The sequence below is a fragment of the Luteibacter anthropi genome (assembly GCF_011759365.1).
Classification (GTDB): domain Bacteria; phylum Pseudomonadota; class Gammaproteobacteria; order Xanthomonadales; family Rhodanobacteraceae; genus Luteibacter; species Luteibacter anthropi.
Genome location: NZ_JAARLZ010000002.1, coordinates 605,150 through 623,069, shown reverse-complemented (window position 1 = coordinate 623,069; position 17,920 = coordinate 605,150). Strand labels below are relative to the sequence as shown.

Sequence of the window (17,920 nt, the reverse complement as noted above, 5' to 3'; positions counted from 1 at the left end):
CCAGCCTTCGATTTGCGAGAGATACCATGCCAAAGCGCACCGATCTAAAGACCATCCTCATCATTGGCGCCGGCCCGATCGTCATCGGTCAGGCCTGTGAGTTCGACTATTCCGGCGCCCAGGCCTGCAAGGCCCTGAAGGAAGAGGGCTACCGCGTCGTCCTGGTCAATTCGAACCCGGCGACGATCATGACCGACCCCGACACCGCCGATGCGGTGTACATCGAGCCGATCAACTGGCAGACCGTCGAGCGCATCATCGCCAAGGAGCGCCCGGACGCCGTGCTGCCCACGATGGGCGGCCAGACCGGCCTCAACTGCGCACTCGATCTCGCCGACAACGGCGTGCTCGAAAAGTACGGCGTGGAGCTGATCGGCGCGTCGCGCGAAGCCATCCGCATGGCCGAAGACCGCGACCTGTTCCGCAAGGCCATGGCCGACATCGGCCTGGAATGCCCCAAGGCTGCCGTGGCCCGCTCCATGGAGCAGGCGCTCGAAATCCAGACCACCGTCGGCTTCCCGACCATCATCCGCCCGAGCTTCACCCTCGGCGGCTCCGGTGGCGGCATCGCCTACAACAAGGAAGAATTCGTCGAGATCGTCGGTCGCGGCCTCGAACTCTCGCCCACGCACGAAGTGCTGGTCGAAGAGTCGGTGCTGGGCTGGAAGGAATTCGAGATGGAAGTGGTCCGCGACAAGGCGGACAACTGCATCATCGTGTGCTCGATCGAAAACTTCGATCCGATGGGCGTGCACACCGGCGACTCCATCACGGTTGCCCCGGCACAGACGCTCACCGACAAGGAATACCAGCGCCTGCGTAACGCATCCATCGCGGTGCTGCGCAAGATCGGCGTGGACACCGGTGGCTCCAACGTGCAGTTCGGCATCAACGCCGAAGACGGCCGCGTGGTCGTCATCGAGATGAACCCGCGCGTGTCGCGCTCGTCGGCGCTGGCTTCCAAGGCCACCGGCTTCCCGATCGCCAAGGTCGCCGCCAAGCTCGCCGTCGGCTACACGCTGGACGAACTGCGCAACGACATCACCGGTGGCCTCACCCCGGCGTCGTTCGAGCCGTCCATCGACTACGTCGTCACCAAGATCCCGCGCTTCGCCTTCGAGAAGTTCCCGGCGGCCGACGCCCGCCTCACCACGCAGATGAAGTCGGTGGGCGAAGTGATGGCCATGGGCCGCACCTTCCACGAATCGATGCAGAAGGCCCTGCGCGGCCTGGAAATCGGCAAGACCGGTCTCAACCCCACCGGCCTGGACATCGGCAGCGAAGAAGGCTTCCAGACGCTCAAGCGCGAACTGCGCGAGCCGCGTCCGGACCGCGTGTTCCACGTGGCCGATGCCTTCCGCGCCGGCCTGTCGCTGGAAGAAGTGCACGACCTGACCCGCATCGATCCGTGGTTCCTCGCCGCGTTCGAAGACATCGTGATGACCGAAGGCGAAGTGCAGCGCCAGGGCCTCACCGCGCTGGACGAGCCGCGCATGCGCGAGCTCAAGCGCATGGGTTTCTCCGATGCGCGCCTGGCCGAGCTGGTCGGTACCGACGAAGGCGCCGTGCGTCACCTGCGTCGCACGCTGGGCGTGCGCCCGGTGTACAAGCGCGTGGATTCCTGCGCCGCCGAGTTCGCCACCACCACCGCGTACATGTATTCCACGTACGAGGAAGAGTGCGAGGCGAACCCGACCGACAAGAACAAGATCATCGTGCTGGGTGGCGGTCCGAACCGCATCGGCCAGGGCATCGAGTTCGACTACTGCTGCGTGCACGCGGCTCTCGCCCTGCGCGAGGATGGTTTCGAAACCATCATGGTCAACTGCAACCCGGAAACCGTCTCCACCGACTACGACACTTCCGATCGCCTGTACTTCGAGCCGCTCACGCTCGAAGACGTGCTGGAGATCGTCGACCTCGAAAAGCCGAAGGGCGTCATCGTGCAGTACGGCGGCCAGACCCCGCTCAAGCTCGCCCGTGCGCTTGAAGCTGCCGGCGTGCCCGTGATCGGCACCAGCGCCGACTCGATCGACCTGGCGGAAGATCGCGAGCGCTTCCAGAAGATGATCCAGAAGCTGGATCTCAAGCAGCCGCCGAACCGCACGGCGCGCAACGCCGACGAAGCGCTGGCCCTGGCTCGCGAGATCGGCTACCCGCTGGTGGTGCGTCCGAGCTACGTGCTCGGTGGCCGTGCCATGGAAATCGTCTACGCCGATGCCGACCTCTCGCGCTACATCCGCGAGGCCGTGCAGGTGTCCAACGAGTCGCCGGTGCTGCTCGACCGCTTCCTCGACCACGCCGTGGAAGTGGACGTGGACATCGTCGCCGACGCCGAGGGCAACGTGCTCGTGGGCGGCATCATGGAGCACATCGAGGAAGCCGGCGTGCACTCGGGCGATTCCTCGTGCTCGCTGCCGCCGTACTCGCTCTCGCAGGAAGTGCAGGACGAAATGCGTCGCCAGGTGAAGCTGATGGCGCAGGAACTGAAGGTCATCGGCCTGATGAACACGCAGTTCGCCATCCAGGGCGACGACGTGTTCATCCTCGAAGTGAATCCGCGCGCCTCGCGCACGGTGCCCTTCGTCTGCAAGGCCACCGGCATGTCGCTGGCGAAGATCGCCGCGCGCGCCATGGCCGGTCGCACGCTGGTGGAGCAGGGCACCACGAAGGAAATCATCCCTTCGTACTACTCGGTGAAGGAAGCCATCTTCCCGTTCCTGAAGTTCCAGAACGTCGATCCGATCCTCGGCCCCGAGATGCGTTCCACGGGCGAAGTGATGGGCGTGGGTCGCACCTTCGGCGCCGCCTTCGCGCGCGGCCACGACGCCGCCGGCATCAAGGCCCCGCCGAAGGGCAAGGTGTTCATGTCGGTGCGTGACGCCGACAAGGACCGCCTGCTGCCCATCGCGAAGGACGTGGCCGATCGCGGCTATGTCATCGTCGCCACGGCGGGCACGGCCACGTTCCTGCAGGACAACGGCGTTGCCTGCGAGCGCATCAACAAGGTGCTCGAAGGTCGTCCGCACATCGTCGATCTCATCAAGAACGGCGAAGTGGTCTATATCGTCAACACGACGGAAGGCAAGCAGGCCATCTCTGACTCCTTCTCCATCCGTCGCGAAGCCTTGCAACAGCGTGTCACGTATTCCACGACCGTCGCAGGTGCGCGTGCCCTGGTGCACTCGCTCGACTTCCACACGAACCCGGAAGTGAACAGCCTGCAGGAACTGCACAAGGAGCTTCATGCATGAGCAGCACACGTCCACCCATGACCCAGAAGGGCGCCGACCGCCTGCGTACCGAGCTGGAACACCTCAAAGGCCCGAAGCGCCAGGCGATCATCGCCGCGGTGGCCGAGGCGCGTGCGCACGGTGACCTGAAGGAAAACGCCGAGTACCACGCGGCGCGCGAAGAGCATGGCTTCAACGAAGGCCGCATCGCGGAGCTGGAAGCCGCGCTGTCGAATTCGGAAGTCATCGATACCGAGCGTCTTGGCGTCGGTTCGCGCATCGTGTTCGGCGCCATCGTCGAACTGGTGGATCTGGACTCCGAGGTGGAAGTCACCTACCAGATCGTGGGCGACGTGGAAGCGGACATCAAGAAGAACCTTATCGCCGTGTCTTCCCCGATCGCGCGTGCACTGATCGGCAAGAGCGAAGGCGACGAGTTCGACTTCACGGCGCCGAACGGCGTGAAGAGCTACGAGATCAAGGGCGTGCGTTACAGCTGATTTCGTTGCGTCATGCCGTGGTGAAAAAACGCCCCTTATGGGGCGTTTTTTCTGCCCGGTGCCGAGAATTGATGGCGCGCATCTAAAGGGTGGTGCTGTACGAGTACTGTCCGGTTCTAAGGCTGCATTTAGCTCTGGATAGATAGCTGGCGAACCACTCGATCTGCTCCGTCTTGCGTTTATCGTTCTGGTGCTGGATGCGTTCGTCCTGGATCTTTTCCATCAACACGTCTCTTACATCTTCAAGGGTGAACTCATCACCGTCGTAACTCAGTGTGCGCTCCATCTCCAGCATGTAGAAGATGTTCAGGTAAAAGCGTTTGTCCTCATCGTCCTGATTCACGATCCGTGGAGTCCAGTCACGCACCAGCTTGTTCATGAGTGCGACGGATTCCTCTGACTGATTTCGTGTCTCGAAATCGTGCTGTAGCTTGCCCGCTTCCTCGGATAGCAGGATTCTCGGGTAGTTCGCGTCCTTCGATTCCAGCCGGTAGGCCTCATTGATTGCAGGGCCGAAGCATCCATCGGAATCGACGAAAGCGTCATCCAGCGTCACGCCACCCCGGACACGATAGCCGTGGCGTGCCAGCCTCAAGGCCAATATCGACGTATTGAAGAGAGCAACATGCAATAACTGCTCGTCGCTGCGTTTTTCAGCGGGAAGGCCGGGCTTGTGAAAGTAGGTGATGTATGCGCAGTCCGAAAAACTGAAGAGCTTGCGGTCGTACGCGACATACGAGTGCGAATCAGAAGCCTGGCGCTCCTGGCTCTCCCGTACGCTGGAATGGAAAAGGCGATGTATCGCGTATTTCTTCTCGAAGCCCGTGATGTCCCTTGATCCAACGATGTCGATGAAAATGACGACCATTTTCTCGTAGCCCATTGCCGTTCCCTGGAGTCGTTGAGTGCCGTGGGCAGGATGACAGGTAGGCGAGAGTTCGTGTTGTAGAAGGGTTGATACTGCTGCTTGCTGGCGGGGCACTGCAAATCGGCAGGCAGACCTCTAATATGCCCGCAAGGTAGCCGAATCTGCGGGGGTGGATATGGGCGCAGCAAGAACGGATGGCCGTGTGACGGGGCCACTGGCACGTGAGCGCACCATCGCAGGGCCTTCTTTCAACCGCTGGCTGGTACCGCCTGCCGCGCTGGCCATCCACCTGTGCATCGGCATGGCCTACGGGTTTTCCGTCTTCTGGCTGCCCATGACGAAACTGGTTCCCGGCGCGGATGCGGCCGCTTGTGCCAGCCAGGGGTTCATCGACCAGCTCACCACCTCCACGTGCAACTGGACGGTGCCGTCGGTCAACCATGTCTTCGAGACCTTCATCGCCATGCTGGGGCTGGCTGCCGCCATCTGGGGCGGCTGGCTGGAGCACGCCGGGCCACGCAAGGCAGGATTCATCGCCGCCTGTTTCTGGGGTGGCGGCCTCGTGATCGGAGGGATTGGCGTCGCGGTCCACCAGCTCTGGCTGGTCTACCTCGGCTGTGGCCTGCTGGGTGGCATAGGGCAGGGCCTGGGTTACATCACGCCGGTATCCACCCTGATCAAGTGGTTCCCGGACCGACGAGGGCTTGCCACGGGCTTTGCCATCATGGGCTACGGTGGCGGCGCCATGATCGGGGCGCCGATTGCCGTGAAACTTATGGAGGTGTTCCGCCAGGGTGAGGTTGCGGGCGTTGCGGTGACCCTTGTCGTGATGGGCGTCCTGTATTTCGTGGTCATGTCGTTGGGCGCCTTTGGCTTCCGCGTGCCGCCGGCGGGGTGGAAGCCTGCGGGATGGGAGCCCGGTACGTATAGCCGGGCGCTCCCCATGGTGACGCGCGGTCATGTGCATCTCGACCGTGCCTGGAAGACGCCGCAGTTCTGGCTCATCTGGGGCGTGCTGTGCATGAACGTCACGGCGGGCATCGGGGTGATCTCCATGGCTAGCCCGATGTTGCAGGACGTCTTCGGTGGACGACTGCTGGGCGTGGGCCCGGCCGTTGAACTCACCGCTGCGCAGAAGGCGGCGATTGCCGCGGCGGCGGCCGGTCTGGTGGGGCTGGTCAGCCTGTTCAACAGCGTGGGTCGTCTGTTCTGGGCGTCGGCGTCCGATGTGCTGGGGCGCAAGCTGACCTACGCCATCTTCTTCATCCTTGGCATCGTGCTCTACTGCCTGCTGCCCAGCCTCGGCCACTTCGGCATGGCGGCGCTCTTCGTCATTACGGTCTGCGTGATCCTTTCGATGTACGGCGGCGGTTTCGCCACCGTGCCCGCCTATCTGGCGGATATTTTCGGAACCCAGATGGTAGGCGCCATCCATGGTCGCCTCCTGACCGCTTGGTCCGTGGCGGGCGTCATCGGGCCGGTACTGATCGCCAGCATCCGCGAATCCCAGCTCGGCGCCGGCGTGCCGAAGAATCTCGTCTACGATCGCACGCTCTACATTCTCGCCGGGCTGCTGCTGGTCGGTCTGGTCTGCAACCTGCTGGTGCGCCCCGTGGATTCACGTCACCACATGAGCGAAGCGCAGCTCCAGAGGGAGCGCTCGATGCAGCACGAGGCGATGGCCTCCGAGGCAACTCTGGCCGCCGCCGCGCGCGGCCCGCTAGGAGCATTGGGAATCGTCGCGTGGCTGGCCGTGGGCATACCTTTCCTGATTGGCGTATGGATTGCCTTGCAGAAGGCTGCCGCGCTGCTATAACGGAAATCGTTGGCAGTGCAGGGGGTGTTTCGGTGACGGGAAGTCTGGTTTGCGTGGGCGTCGGGATGATGCTCGGTTCGCATCTCACGCCGCTGGCACGCAGCGAAATCGAAGGTGCGGACGTCGTCTTCGTGGCGGTATCCGATGCACTGGTAGAGCGCTGGATCATCGCCATGCACCCGGACGCGCGCAGCCTGCAACCGCTCTATGCCGAGGACAAGCCGCGCACGGAAACCTATGCGCACATGGTCGATGTCATTCTCACAGAGGTCAGGGCCGGGCGACGGGTATGTGCTGTGTTCTACGGTCATCCGGGCATCTTCGTTTCCGCTTCCCATGAGTGCATCCGGCAGGCACTTGCCGAAGGCTATCCCGCGCATATGGAGCCGGGCATTTCCGCATCGGACTGCCTGTATGCCGATCTCGGCATCGACCCCGGCAGTGTCGGCTGCCAGCATTACGAGGCGACCCAGTTCCTGCTTTATGGTCGTCGCTTCGATACCTCGGCGTGGCTCATCCTGTGGCAGGTCGGCCTCGTGGGTGACGTGACCCTGCGCCAGCGGACGACGGGAAGGGCATACCGACAGGTTCTAGTCGATGTGCTTTGCCAGGACGTGCCGGCAGACCACGAGGTCATTCTTTACCGGGCGCCCGTGCTGCCCGTGGATGGTCCGCAGATCATGCGTTTGCCATTGCGCGCGTTGCCGGAGGCCGATTTCGGCACCAGTCATACCCTGGTCATCCCGCCTTGCGCAGATCTCCATGTAAACGCAAGCATCCTGGCTCGCCTGCGCAGGCTGTCGGCCGACGCAGGCACTTGATCGGCTTCACATTCCGGCCGGCCCGGCCAGAAGGCCTACTACTCCCGGCGGCGGTGCAGGCGATATCATCAAGTGGCGATCGTCCTCGAGGGGAGGTGCGACGCGCGGTTGGGCGCCGGGTCGCCGTCGCCCCGGGGATACAAGGGTATATGGGCAATGTCATCGAGTTCCTGGCCCGTGTCGGTCGTGAAGCGTCGCTGCGCCATGCGCGTGGCGACGGGTATGACCGGGCACTGGAGGGGGCGGGATTCGATCCACCTACGGCAGAGGTGCTGAGGGCCCGCGATGGCGCTACCCTTCGCGCATTGCTGGGGCAGCGTGCCTACTTTGAAACGCAGATGGGAGAGGAGCCGCCACCCGACAATGTCGAAGTGCCGCCATCCAGGGAAGAGGAGCCAGGGCATGAGCCATCCACCGATGATCCCGCGCCGGCGGAATCGCCCCAATGACGCCGTGAGGCAACTGGCCTGTCTCTGCTGCCTGGTGATTGCCGGGTGGCTGGTGCCGGGTGTTGCTGTGCATGCCAGCGACACGCCGGTCACGCCGGCTGCGATGCTGGCCGAGGCCGATGCGGTCAAGACCGGTGATGAAGGGCGCTTCAGTCGCCTGCTTCAAGAGCTTGGCGCGGTGGAGAAGACACTTTCACCGCGAGACCTTTCGATGCTGCACTTCCTGCGCGGCTGGCGTGCCACGTGGATCGGTGATTACGACACGGGCCGCGCCCTGCTCGAAGATGTGGCCGATAACTCGCCCGACACCGTGCTGCGCTTCCGCGCCACGGCTACGCTGATCAACCTGCTGGGCAACGGGCACCGCTACGAGCAGGCGTTCCAGCGGCTGGCAAAGCTGCAGGAGATGTTGCCTTCCATTCGCGACCACAGGGCACGTTTCCAGGGGCAGGGCGAGGCGTCGCAGTTGCTGAGTTCGGCAGGCCAGGACGAACAGGCCGAAGCTTACGCACGCGCCATGATGGCCGACCCGCCTCCGGGGGAGTCGATCTGCAAGGGGGCCCAGCACCTGATCCGCGCGCGTCGCGAGGGCGGCCATCTGGATGTGCTCGACCCGATGTTCGAAAAGGCCCTGGCCAGCTGCACGGGCCCCAGTGATGAAGTGTTTGCCCATGCGATGCGCTCCGACATCGCGACGTTCTACCTCACGCATGGTCGCCCGGCGGACGCCGTCAAACTGCTGACCACGTATCGCGATGCCATGCGTGCGCTCAATTATCCGGTGCTGCTGGCCGAGGTCGACGCGACGCTCGCGCAGTCGTATCTGAAGCTGGGGCAATTGCCCGAGGCACGGCGTTCGGCAATGTCCGCGGCGTCCGTGGCCATCCGCAACGAATTCACCGATTCACGTCGCATAGCCTATGAAGTGCTGTATCAGGTGGAACAGCGGCTGGGCAACATCAGTGCTGCACTGACCTACCACGAGCAATTCATGGCCGCCGACAAGGCCTACATAGACGATATCAGCGCCCGGAGCCTTGCGTTCCAGATCGTCAACCAGCAATTGCTGGCGCGCAAATCCGAAGTCGATGCGCTCAACAAGCAGAACGAAATCCTTCGACTGACGGGCGCACTGGCGCGCAAGGACGTGGAAACCGGGCGCCTCTACATCTTCGTGCTGCTGGTGTGCATGGTGGCGATCGGATGGCTTTTGCTTTGGTTGCGACGCTCCCAGCTGCGTTTCATGAAGCTGGCGCGGCGCGACGGCCTGACCGGCATCAGCAATCGCGAGCATTTCGTCGACCAGTCCGAGCGCGTGCTTGCTTACGGTGCGCGTTCCGACCGCGGCGCCTGCCTGATCCTGTTCGACCTGGATCATTTCAAGAACGTCAACGACACGTACGGGCATGCCGTGGGCGACGAAACGCTGAAGCGGGCCGTGGACGTGTGCAGGCGGGCATTGCATGCCTGTGATGTGTTCGGGCGGCTGGGCGGCGAGGAATTCGCGGTGCTGTTGCCCGATTGCAGTGCCACGCAGGCGCGTGCGCGCGCCGAGCAGCTGCGCTTGTCGATCGCCGCCACGTCGGCGACGGAGTCGCTACCCAATCTTCAGGTGACGGCCAGTTTTGGCGTGGCTTCGACCCTGCAATGCGGCTTTGAACTGCACCGTTTGCTGGTGGTGGCCGATGCCGCGCTGTATCGCGCGAAGCGTGCGGGGCGCAATTGCGTCATGGTGGGCGATACGGGGGATATTCCGGATTCGCCTTATGTGCCCAGTGAGGCGCGGGGGTGATGTCGTGGAAATCGGAGCGGTCGCGCGCAAGGCGCGCTCCTACAAGGTATTCGTAGCCTTGTAGGAGCGCGCCTCGCGCGCGACCGTTACCTGCACAAGGCCACACCCCGGAAGATTCCCAAACAACACCCATAAAAAAAGGCCGCTTTCGCGGCCTTTTTTAACAACCCATCGCAGCTGAAATCAGCGCTGACGAGCCTTGAAGCGCGGGTTGCTCTTGCAGATCACAAACACTTTGCCGCGACGGCGCACGACTTTGCAGTCACGGTGACGCGACTTCGCGGACTTCAAAGAGGAAAGCACCTTCACGGCCAGCTCCTGAGATATTGCAGACAAGGAAAAACGAAATTGTAGCGATACTGCGAGGGTCACGCAAGCCCTCGGATTGATTCGTCTTTCATGAGGTGCCGAGAGCGCTGCGGGCCTCGCGCACCGTGCGCAGGAAACTTTCCAGCACGGGGGACGTATTGTCGACGCGACTGGCCACCGCCAGCAACAGATAAGCCTCCGGATCGTCCAGGGCCGCGAAGGTCACGCCTTCCAGCCGCACGGTACGCAGCGAGGCCGGCACCAGGGCCAGGCCGAGCCCTGCGGCCACCAGGGGCAGCAGGGAAGGGATCTGCTGGGCCTCCTGGCGGATATTGGGACGGAAACGGGCCTTGTCGGCGAGCAGGCTCAGGCGATCGATCAGGGTGGCGGCCTGGCCGCGCGGCGGCGCCACGAAGCGCTCGTTCGCCAGTTCCTCCATGCGCACCGATTCCCGCCCGGACAGACGATGACGGGCGGGCAGGGCGACCACCAGCGGCTCGTGGTCGATGACTTCGACGTTGAGCTGGCGGGCGTTGGCGATGCCTTCCGGATGAGCGCGGAGCAGGCCCAGGTCCAGCTGTCCGCTGAGAATCGCGTCGTACTGGGCCTTGGTGGGCATCTCGCCCAGGTGCAGGCTGACCCCGGGAGCCGATTGCGTGAAGCGGAGCAAGGTTTCCGGCAGGGCAGGATGGAAGGATACGGAGGTGGCGTAGGCCAGCTTCAGCTGACCCGTGAATCCGGCGGCTGCCTCGGCCACGACCGTGCGGGCCGTCTCGGCCCGGGCCAGGATGGCCTTGGCCTCGAGCAGGAACAGGCGGCCGGGCTCGGTCAGGGCCACGCGACGGCGGTTGCGGTCCAGCAGGCGCACGCCGAGATCGGCCTCCAGGGCCAGGATTTGCTGGGACAGGGGTGGCTGCGAGATATGCAGGCGCTGGGCGGCCTGGGTAAAGCTCAGGGTTTCCGCTACCTCGATGAAGTAGCGCAGTTGGCGCAGATCGAACATAGTCGATTTTCGTATAAGTGATCGCTGAAAGATATATTGGCGAACATTTCCTAGGAAATCTATGATTCACCTCGACCTACCACCAACCCCTCCCCCTGGGTCGGTAGGTCCCTCGCCCTGCGGCGACGCTAATATCCGGCATCTGGCCTACCTCCCCCCCGAGGCCCATGCTGAGGCGTCTCCCGCAGGGCGACTTTCTTTCCAGGCCCCGGTCGAGAGACCGGGGCTTTTTTGTGCGGTGAGTTTGGCGGTGTGTTTTCGGCTTCGCCGGTCGCGCGCAGGCGCGCTCCTACAACAGCCGCTCTGTAGGAGCGCGCCTGCGCGCGACCGGTAACCCGGCAGTACACAAAGCACCGCGCCACCCGCACCGAAGCCCGGGTGACCCGATCCCTCAGACCTTCGAAACGAAATCGCACTCCGTGCTGGCGCGCACCTGATTCTCGTCCACGTCCGGCGCCAACTCGATCAAGACCAGGCCCTCCGGGGTGACGTCGAACACCGCCAGGTCGGTGATGATGCGGTCGACCACGCCCTTGCCGGTGAGGGGCAGGCTGCATTCCTGCAGGATCTTCGGCGAGCCGTCTTTCGCGGTGTGCTCCATCACCACCACCACGCGCTTCACGCCGGCCACGAGATCCATGGCGCCGCCCATGCCCTTGACCATCTTGCCGGGCACCATCCAGTTGGCGATATCGCCTTCATGGGTGACCTGCATGGCGCCGAGGATCGAGATGTCCACGTGGCCGCCGCGGATCATCGCGAAGGAATCGGCGCTGGAGAAATACGATGCGCCCGGGCGGGCGGTCACGGTCTGCTTGCCGGCGTTGATGAGGTCGGCGTCCACTTCGTCTTCGGTCGGGAAGGGGCCGATGCCGAGCAGGCCGTTTTCGGATTGCAGCCACACGTCCACGCCGTCGGGCAGGTGGTTGGCGACCAGGGTGGGCAGGCCGATGCCGAGGTTCACGTAATCGCCGTCGGAGAGTTCCAGCGCGGCGCGTTGCGCCATCTGTTCACGGTTCCAGGCCATGGTGGGTCTCCTTCAGGCGCGCACGGTGCGCTGTTCGATGCGCTTGGACGGCGCGGGATTGAGCACGATGCGGTCGACGTAGATGCCCGGGGTATGGATCTGGTCCGGGTCCAGTTCGCCGATGTCCACCATGATTTCCACTTCGGCCACGCAGACCTTGCCGGCCGTGGCGACCATGGGGTTGAAGTTGCGCGCGGTCTTGCGGAATACGAGGTTGCCCGACGGATCGGCCTTCCACGCCTTGACCAGGGCCACGTCGGCCACGATGGAGCGTTCCATCACGTACATGCTGCCGTCGAACTCGCGGGTTTCCTTGCCCTCGGCCACCTGGGTGCCGTAACCGGTGCGGGTGAAGAAGGCCGGGATGCCGGCACCGCCGGCGCGCAGCTTCTCGGCGAGCGTGCCCTGCGGGGTGAATTCCACTTCCAGCTCGCCGGCCAGGAACTGGCGCTCGAATTCCTTGTTTTCGCCCACGTACGACGAGACCATCTTGCGGATCTGGCGGGTTTCCAGCAGCAGGCCCAGGCCCACGCCGTCGATGCCGGCGTTGTTGGAGACCGCGGTGAGGCCCTTCACGCCCGAGTCGCGCAGCGCCTCGATCAGCAGTTCGGGGATGCCGCAGAGGCCAAAGCCTCCTACGGCGATCGTCTGTCCATCGGCCACGAGGCCAGCCAGCGCCTCGCGGGCGGTGGCGACACGCTTGTCGCGCTTGTGCGACTTCACCTGGTTCATGCGTCCTTCCAGTCCAAATCCGCGCGGTCCGGCCGCCGGTTCGCCGCCCATCATAGCCGACCGTCGTCACATTCCGTGGCTGTCCCCTGGTGCATGGTCGGATGATGGATGGCATTCATTTCCTTACCGAAACCCTCAAGAGGTGACGACGTGGGCAAGCAGAAGATCGGCGTGATCGGCATGGCCGTGATGGGGCGCAACCTGGCCTGGAACATCGAAAGCCGTGGTCACGCGGTATCCATCTACAACCGCACCCAGGCCCGGACGGACGAGGTGATGGCGCAGAGCAAGGGGCGCAGGCTGGTGCCTACCTCCAGCCTGGAAGAATTCGTGGATTCGCTGGAGAAGCCGCGCCGCATCCTGCTGATGGTGCAGGCGGGCAAGGGCACCGATGCGGTGATCGAGGAGCTGCGCCCCCTGCTCGACAAGGGTGACATCCTGATCGACGGCGGCAACACCTTCTTCAAGGACACCATCCGGCGCGGCGAGGAGCTGGCAAAGGATGGCCTGCACTTCATCGGCACCGGCGTCTCCGGTGGCGAGGAGGGTGCGCTCAAGGGACCGTCGATCATGCCCGGCGGCCCGCGCGACGCCTACGACCTCGTGTCGCCGATCCTCACGGAGATCGCCGCGAAGGCACCCGATGGCGAGCCCTGCGTCACCTGGATCGGCCCGGACGGAGCGGGTCACTACGTGAAGATGGTGCACAACGGCATCGAATACGGCGACATGCAGTTGATCGCAGAAAGTTACGCCGTGCTCAAGCATGTGGCCGGGCTGTCCAACGACGATCTGGCGGCGGTCTACCGGGAATGGAACGAAGGCGAACTGGACAGTTTCCTGATCGAGATCACCGCGAAGATCTTCGCCCGCAAGGACGATCGCACCGGCAAGGCCATGGTCGACGTGATCCTGGACAAGGCAGCGCAGAAAGGCACCGGCAAGTGGACCAGCCAGAGTGCGCTTGACCTGGGCGTGCCGTTGACCCTCATCACCGAATCGGTCTTCGCGCGCGTGCTTTCGTCGATGAAGGACGAGCGCGTCGAGGCAGGCAAGGCGCTTGCGGGACCTGCGGATGTGGCGCCCGTGAAGGACACGAAGGCCTTCGTCGAAGCCGTGCGCAAGGCGCTCTACATGAGCAAGATCATTTCCTATGCGCAAGGTTTTGCGCAGTTGCGCGCCGCATCGGAAGAACACGGGTGGAGCCTGCACTACGGCGCGATCGCGAAGATCTTCCGGGCCGGCTGCATCATCCGTGCACGCTTCCTGCAAAAAATCACCGATGCCTACGACCACGATGCGGCATTGAAGAATCTCCTGCTGAGCCCGTATTTCCGCGATATCGCGCGGGATTACCAGTCTTCGCTGCGTGACGTGGTTTCCGCCGCCGTGAAGGCGGGGGTTCCGGTACCCGGTTTCTCCGCCGCCATTGCGTACTACGACAGCTACCGGGCACCGGTCTTGCCCGCGAATCTCATCCAGGCCCAGCGCGATTTCTTTGGTGCGCACACCTTCGAGCGGGTGGACGAGAAGGGCAGTTTCCATCTGGAATGGGCCACGCCGCAGGCCTGACGCCATGTGGGGACGCGGCCTTGCGCGCCGCGTCCTGCCACATCGGAGCGGAATTGCGTCGCGCTTGCGCAGCATGGTGCTAGCGCTGGTAGCAAACCTCCCTATAGAGTTGGGCAATTCGGCGTTTCGCCGAAAGGAGCGGCGACGGGGCCGCGTCAACGAGGGAGTACGTTGTTCCATGCTCAGAAGTTCGCTGATCGGCGCCACGGCGCTAGCGGTCGCGCTTGCCGGTTGCTCGACGCTGCCGCAGCCAAGCGATGACGGTGCATTGCAGCGCGAAGCCATGGCGGGCACCGAGAAGCCGGCGCCGAAGCCGCGCATCATGCCCAACACCAACCCGACGGCAACGGGCATCGTTCCGCCCCAGATCACCAACGGCACGGGCGAGTTCGTCAAGCCGGTAGGGCTGGCCAAGCCGAAGCCGGCCGCCGAGGGCGCCGGCACCGTGACCTTCAATTTCGAGAACCAGCCGGTCGAGTCGGTGGTGAAGGCCATCCTGGGCGACCTGCTGCACGAGAACTATTCCATCGTGCCGGGCGTGCAGGGCAACGTGTCGTTCTCCACGTCGCAGCCGGTCACCGAGGACCAGGCGCTGCCCATCCTCGAGACGCTGCTGTCCTGGACCAACAATGCGCTGGTACGCACGAACGATCGCTACGTGGTGATGCCCGCGAAAGACGCCGTGCCGGGCAACGTCGTGCCCAGCATGGGCGCCACGGCACCGGTAGGTGGCCTGCAGGCCCGGCTCTATCCCCTGCATTACATCTCGGCCACCGAGATGCAGAAGCTCATCAAGCCCTTTGCGCGGGCCGATGCCACCCTGCTGGCCGACGCCACCCGCAACGTGCTGGTCATGGCCGGCACGGGCAGCGAGCTGGAAAACTACGATCGCACGATCAAGACCTTCGACGTGGACTGGCTCAAGGGCATGTCCGTGGGTGTGTTCGCGCTCAAGCGCGCCGAGGTCAAGGACCTCACCCCGACGCTCGACAAGCTTTTCGGCGAGAAGGGCAACACGCCCATGGCCGGCCTGTTGCGCTTCATCCCGATCGAGCGCACCAATTCCCTGGTGGTGATCAGCCCGCAGTCGGAATACCTGGAAGAGGTTAAGGGCTGGATCGATCGCATCGACAGCGGCGGCGGCAACGAGCCCGAGCTATACGTGTACGACGTGCGCAATATCCAGGCCGCCGACCTGGCCGATTACCTTGCGGGCATCTACGGTGGCGGTTCAGGTAGCGGCGGCTCCTCCGATCGTGGCGGCCGTGTCGGCCCGGGGCTCAATTCCGGCACGGTCGGCGGTGACAGCGATCTCGGCAACCGTGGCGGCTCCGGGCTTGGAAGCACGACGGGCTCCTTCGGCAACAGTTCGTCGTCTTCGTCGTCCTTTGGCTCGTCGTCGGGCTCCAGCTCGTTCGGCAGTTCGGGTAGCAACGGATTCGGCAGTTCGTCGAACGGCAGCAGTGGTTCCTCCTATGGCGCGGCGGGTGGCGGCTTTTCGGGCAGTGGCTTCGACGACCTCGATGCCAACCGCAAGCAGCGCAGCGGCCCCATCACCACCGAAGATGGCGTGCGCATCACCGCGGTGGATGGCAGCAACCAGCTCATGGTGCGCTGCCGTCCGTCGCAGTGGAACGAGATCGAGCAGGCCATCAAGCGCCTGGATACCGTGCCGCTGCAGGTGCAGATCGAAACCCGCATCCTCGAAGTGAATCTCACGGGTAACTTCCGTTTCGGCGTGCAGTGGTACCTGGAGGGCCTGGCGGGAGGTACCACGACGACGCCGGGACATCCCAGTGAGCGCCAGGTCGCGCTGGGCAACGGCGGACTGACTTATACACCGGACAGTGCCAGCGGTCCGGGTGATTCGTTCTATTACTCCTTCGTCAACAAGAACATTGCTGTCGCACTCAGGGCAATGGAAACCAGCGGCAACACCAAGACGCTATCCGCGCCGTCGCTGGTGGTGATGAACAACCAGAAGGCGCACATCCAGATCGGCGACCAGATTCCGATCACGCAGACCTTCGTCAACACCAGCGCCAACACCGACAACACGGTGGGCCAGGTGGAATACAAGGACACCGGCGTGATCCTCAACGTGCGTCCGCGCGTGAATCCCGGTGGCCTGGTCTATATGAACATCAGCCAGGTGGTGAGCGCGGCCGATACGGCCACGGCAGCCAATGGCAACGTGACGATTCACCAGCGCGAAGTCGCAACCCAGGTGGCGGTGCAGACCGGGCAGACCGTGCTGCTGGGCGGTCTGATCCAGCAGAACGAAGGCACCACGGACACCGGCATCCCCGGTCTCAACCGCATTCCTATCTTCGGCAGGCTTTTCGGCACCACCTCACGCAACCGCAACCGCACCGAGCTGATCGTGCTGATCACCCCGCGCGTGGTCACCAACGGCGAGGAAGCCAAGCAGGTCACGGACGAGTATCAGCAGAAGTTCGAGTCACTGCGCCCTCTGCAGGAAACCGCAGCGCCGGCCACGCCCGTGCCTGCCAGGCTGGGCAGCGGCCAGCCTACTGTGACGGCACCCATGCACTGACGGGCTACCGGCCGAGCGGGTTGGGATACACCAGCTTCGGCCGGTAAGGCTGCACCGAGATGCCCAGGTTGGGGCCCATCCGGTTCTGCAGGCTGCTGGCGTTGTAAAGGCCCAGGGTGTTGCTGGGTCGTTTCGAGATATCGGCGCCCGGGATCTCCGGCGCCTTGGGCGTCGCTTCCGCCGTCACCAGGCGGGTCAGGCAGCTATAGGAGAGCGCGGCGCTGCCTGCGCTTGCCGGCGACACGCAGCCCTCTGGCGAGGCCGTGGCGCTGACCCCGGGCAACTGCACCACGTGTTGCGCATGAGTCGCCGTGGCGGCCAGCAGAATCGCGCCGATAAATAATTGCCGAATATGCATATGCATGCTCCATGCAGGCGAATGGCCGGATTATGGCGCGCCCCATGGCATCGTGATGTTACGGCAGGCTTGTCATGTTTTCGTAGCCTTTTCTGTCACGAAACATGCGCCGTTGTGTCATTTGCCGCGCCTAGCCTTCGGCCCGAACGAGACCCGTAAGTCCCTGCGCGAGGAATGGCCGTGGCACGCAGCGTTATCGCGCTCGTCGCGTGCATGTTCCTCATTGCGGTGCAGCCATGCATGGCGCAGGACGGGTCCTCGACGGCGAAGCCACAGGGGTCGGATGAAACGCATGCGCCAGCGCGCTTCGACATCGATGCACAACCGCTTGCGAAGGCGTTGCGCGCATTCAGTGAAGCCACTGGCATCGCCGTGCTGTTCGACGATGCGCTGGTCGCATCGCTCTCCACACACGGAGTGCACGGTAATGTCGATCCGCGCGATGCGCTGCGTATCCTCCTCGTGGATACGGGGCTTGAAGCGCAGTTCGCCTCGATGAATGCCTTCACGGTCACCGCAGCCCATGTATCGCAGCCGGCCGATGGAGAGCCGCCATCCGCACGGGGTGCGCGCGATGTCGCACCGGACATCGACGGCACGCGTGCGCAAGCGATCCAGCGTGCGATCGAACATGCGTTGTGCGCCCACAAGAAGACCATGCCTGGCGCCTGGCGCCAGGCCATGCAGCTCTGGGTCGATGACGGGGGCGCCATCGTCGAGGTCGCTGCTCTGGCACCGTCCGGCAATGACGATCGCGATGCGATGGTGGTGCAGGCATTGATGGGCGTGCACTTGCCATCGGTGACCCGCCGTTTCAATCCTGTGACAGTCCTGGTCGCGCCGTCGCCCGATGGGGCCCGGCGTTGCACGGGAGGCGGCTGAC

Annotated in this window: 15 protein-coding genes; 9 read left to right on the top strand and 6 right to left on the bottom strand. The window is 63.9% G+C overall.

Going from position 1 to position 17,920, the window contains the following annotated elements; genetic code table 11:
• The first annotated feature begins 26 nt into the window (after window positions 1-26).
• Both carB and greA read left to right on the top strand, forming a co-directional pair.
• Complete coding sequence (carB, locus tag HBF25_RS05310) at window positions 27-3,254, top strand: carbamoyl-phosphate synthase large subunit (protein ID WP_166946886.1); 3,228 nt, start codon at window positions 27-29, stop codon at window positions 3,252-3,254.
• Window positions 3,251-3,733 carry a transcription elongation factor GreA gene (gene greA / locus HBF25_RS05305; RefSeq protein ID WP_166946885.1) on the top strand — a complete coding sequence of 161 codons (483 nt, stop codon included), beginning with the start codon at window positions 3,251-3,253 and terminating at the stop codon, window positions 3,731-3,733. Before carB ends, greA begins: the two co-directional genes overlap by 4 nt.
• A gap of 82 nt (window positions 3,734-3,815) precedes the next feature.
• Here the strand turns inward: greA and HBF25_RS05300 are convergent, their stop codons facing one another.
• The gene (locus HBF25_RS05300; RefSeq protein ID WP_166946884.1) at window positions 3,816-4,616 is read right to left on the bottom strand and encodes a hypothetical protein; all 801 of its coding nucleotides are present in this window, start codon (window positions 4,614-4,616) and stop codon (window positions 3,816-3,818) included.
• A gap of 160 nt (window positions 4,617-4,776) precedes the next feature.
• Between HBF25_RS05300 and HBF25_RS05295 the strand changes: the two genes are divergently transcribed.
• The 4 genes from HBF25_RS05295 (at window position 4,777) to HBF25_RS05280 (ending at window position 9,479) form a co-directional block, all read left to right on the top strand.
• Window positions 4,777-6,417: an OFA family MFS transporter gene (locus HBF25_RS05295; RefSeq protein ID WP_166946883.1), complete on the top strand. Its 1,641-nt coding sequence runs from the start codon at window positions 4,777-4,779 to the stop codon at window positions 6,415-6,417.
• 53 nt (window positions 6,418-6,470) lie between these two features.
• Window positions 6,471-7,238 carry an SAM-dependent methyltransferase gene (locus tag HBF25_RS05290; RefSeq protein WP_166946882.1) on the top strand — a complete coding sequence of 256 codons (768 nt, stop codon included), beginning with the start codon at window positions 6,471-6,473 and terminating at the stop codon, window positions 7,236-7,238.
• 149 nt (window positions 7,239-7,387) lie between these two features.
• Window positions 7,388-7,687, top strand: coding sequence for a hypothetical protein (locus HBF25_RS05285; RefSeq protein WP_166946881.1), 300 nt, complete (start codon window positions 7,388-7,390; stop codon window positions 7,685-7,687).
• A complete protein-coding gene (locus HBF25_RS05280) occupies window positions 7,641-9,479 on the top strand; it encodes a tetratricopeptide repeat-containing diguanylate cyclase (protein WP_166946880.1) in 1,839 nt (612 codons plus the stop codon). Before HBF25_RS05285 ends, HBF25_RS05280 begins: the two co-directional genes overlap by 47 nt.
• Window positions 9,480-9,662: 183 nt before the next feature.
• Here HBF25_RS05280 and ykgO read toward each other — a convergent pair whose 3' ends face one another.
• From ykgO to HBF25_RS05260, 4 genes are all read right to left on the bottom strand, one after another.
• Window positions 9,663-9,788 (bottom strand): type B 50S ribosomal protein L36, encoded by a 126-nt coding sequence (gene ykgO, locus HBF25_RS05275; RefSeq protein WP_029213509.1) that lies wholly within the window; start codon window positions 9,786-9,788, stop codon window positions 9,663-9,665.
• 88 nt (window positions 9,789-9,876) lie between these two features.
• Window positions 9,877-10,791: a LysR substrate-binding domain-containing protein gene (locus HBF25_RS05270; protein ID WP_166946879.1), complete on the bottom strand. Its 915-nt coding sequence runs from the start codon at window positions 10,789-10,791 to the stop codon at window positions 9,877-9,879.
• A 391-nt stretch (window positions 10,792-11,182) separates the two neighbouring features.
• A complete protein-coding gene (locus HBF25_RS05265; protein WP_166946878.1) occupies window positions 11,183-11,818 on the bottom strand; it encodes a CoA transferase subunit B in 636 nt (211 codons plus the stop codon).
• Window positions 11,819-11,830: 12 nt separating this feature from the next.
• The gene (locus HBF25_RS05260; RefSeq protein ID WP_166946877.1) at window positions 11,831-12,550 is read right to left on the bottom strand and encodes a CoA transferase subunit A; all 720 of its coding nucleotides are present in this window, start codon (window positions 12,548-12,550) and stop codon (window positions 11,831-11,833) included.
• 108 nt (window positions 12,551-12,658) lie between these two features.
• Here HBF25_RS05260 and gndA point away from each other — a divergent pair, with 108 nt between their 5' ends.
• Both gndA and gspD read left to right on the top strand, forming a co-directional pair.
• Window positions 12,659-14,122 (top strand): NADP-dependent phosphogluconate dehydrogenase, encoded by a 1,464-nt coding sequence (gndA, locus tag HBF25_RS05255; protein WP_208392415.1) that lies wholly within the window; start codon window positions 12,659-12,661, stop codon window positions 14,120-14,122.
• A 178-nt stretch (window positions 14,123-14,300) separates the two neighbouring features.
• A complete protein-coding gene (gspD, locus tag HBF25_RS05250; RefSeq protein ID WP_166946876.1) occupies window positions 14,301-16,679 on the top strand; it encodes a type II secretion system secretin GspD in 2,379 nt (792 codons plus the stop codon).
• 4 nt (window positions 16,680-16,683) lie between these two features.
• Here gspD and HBF25_RS05245 read toward each other — a convergent pair whose 3' ends face one another.
• Entirely contained in the window at window positions 16,684-17,037 is a 354-nt protein-coding gene (locus HBF25_RS05245) for a hypothetical protein (protein WP_166946875.1), read from the bottom strand.
• 180 nt (window positions 17,038-17,217) lie between these two features.
• Between HBF25_RS05245 and HBF25_RS05240 the strand changes: the two genes are divergently transcribed.
• On the top strand, window positions 17,218-17,919 hold the full coding sequence (locus tag HBF25_RS05240; protein WP_166946874.1) for an STN domain-containing protein: 702 nt from the start codon (window positions 17,218-17,220) through the stop codon (window positions 17,917-17,919).
• Window position 17,920: the final 1 nt, after the last annotated feature.

Coding starts and splice junctions, on each gene's coding strand:
- HBF25_RS05245 (WP_166946875.1), bottom strand. CDS start 17,037: ATGCATATTCGGCAATTATTTATCGGCGCGATTCTGCTGGCCGCCACG.
- greA (WP_166946885.1), top strand. CDS start 3,251: ATGAGCAGCACACGTCCACCCATGACCCAGAAGGGCGCCGACCGCCTG.
- HBF25_RS05295 (WP_166946883.1), top strand. CDS start 4,777: ATGGGCGCAGCAAGAACGGATGGCCGTGTGACGGGGCCACTGGCACGT.
- HBF25_RS05270 (WP_166946879.1), bottom strand. CDS start 10,791: ATGTTCGATCTGCGCCAACTGCGCTACTTCATCGAGGTAGCGGAAACC.
- HBF25_RS05260 (WP_166946877.1), bottom strand. CDS start 12,550: ATGAACCAGGTGAAGTCGCACAAGCGCGACAAGCGTGTCGCCACCGCC.
- gspD (WP_166946876.1), top strand. CDS start 14,301: ATGCTCAGAAGTTCGCTGATCGGCGCCACGGCGCTAGCGGTCGCGCTT.
- HBF25_RS05285 (WP_166946881.1), top strand. CDS start 7,388: ATGGGCAATGTCATCGAGTTCCTGGCCCGTGTCGGTCGTGAAGCGTCG.
- HBF25_RS05280 (WP_166946880.1), top strand. CDS start 7,641: ATGAGCCATCCACCGATGATCCCGCGCCGGCGGAATCGCCCCAATGAC.
- HBF25_RS05265 (WP_166946878.1), bottom strand. CDS start 11,818: ATGGCCTGGAACCGTGAACAGATGGCGCAACGCGCCGCGCTGGAACTC.
- HBF25_RS05300 (WP_166946884.1), bottom strand. CDS start 4,616: ATGGGCTACGAGAAAATGGTCGTCATTTTCATCGACATCGTTGGATCA.
- carB (WP_166946886.1), top strand. CDS start 27: ATGCCAAAGCGCACCGATCTAAAGACCATCCTCATCATTGGCGCCGGC.
- gndA (WP_208392415.1), top strand. CDS start 12,659: ATGGCATTCATTTCCTTACCGAAACCCTCAAGAGGTGACGACGTGGGC.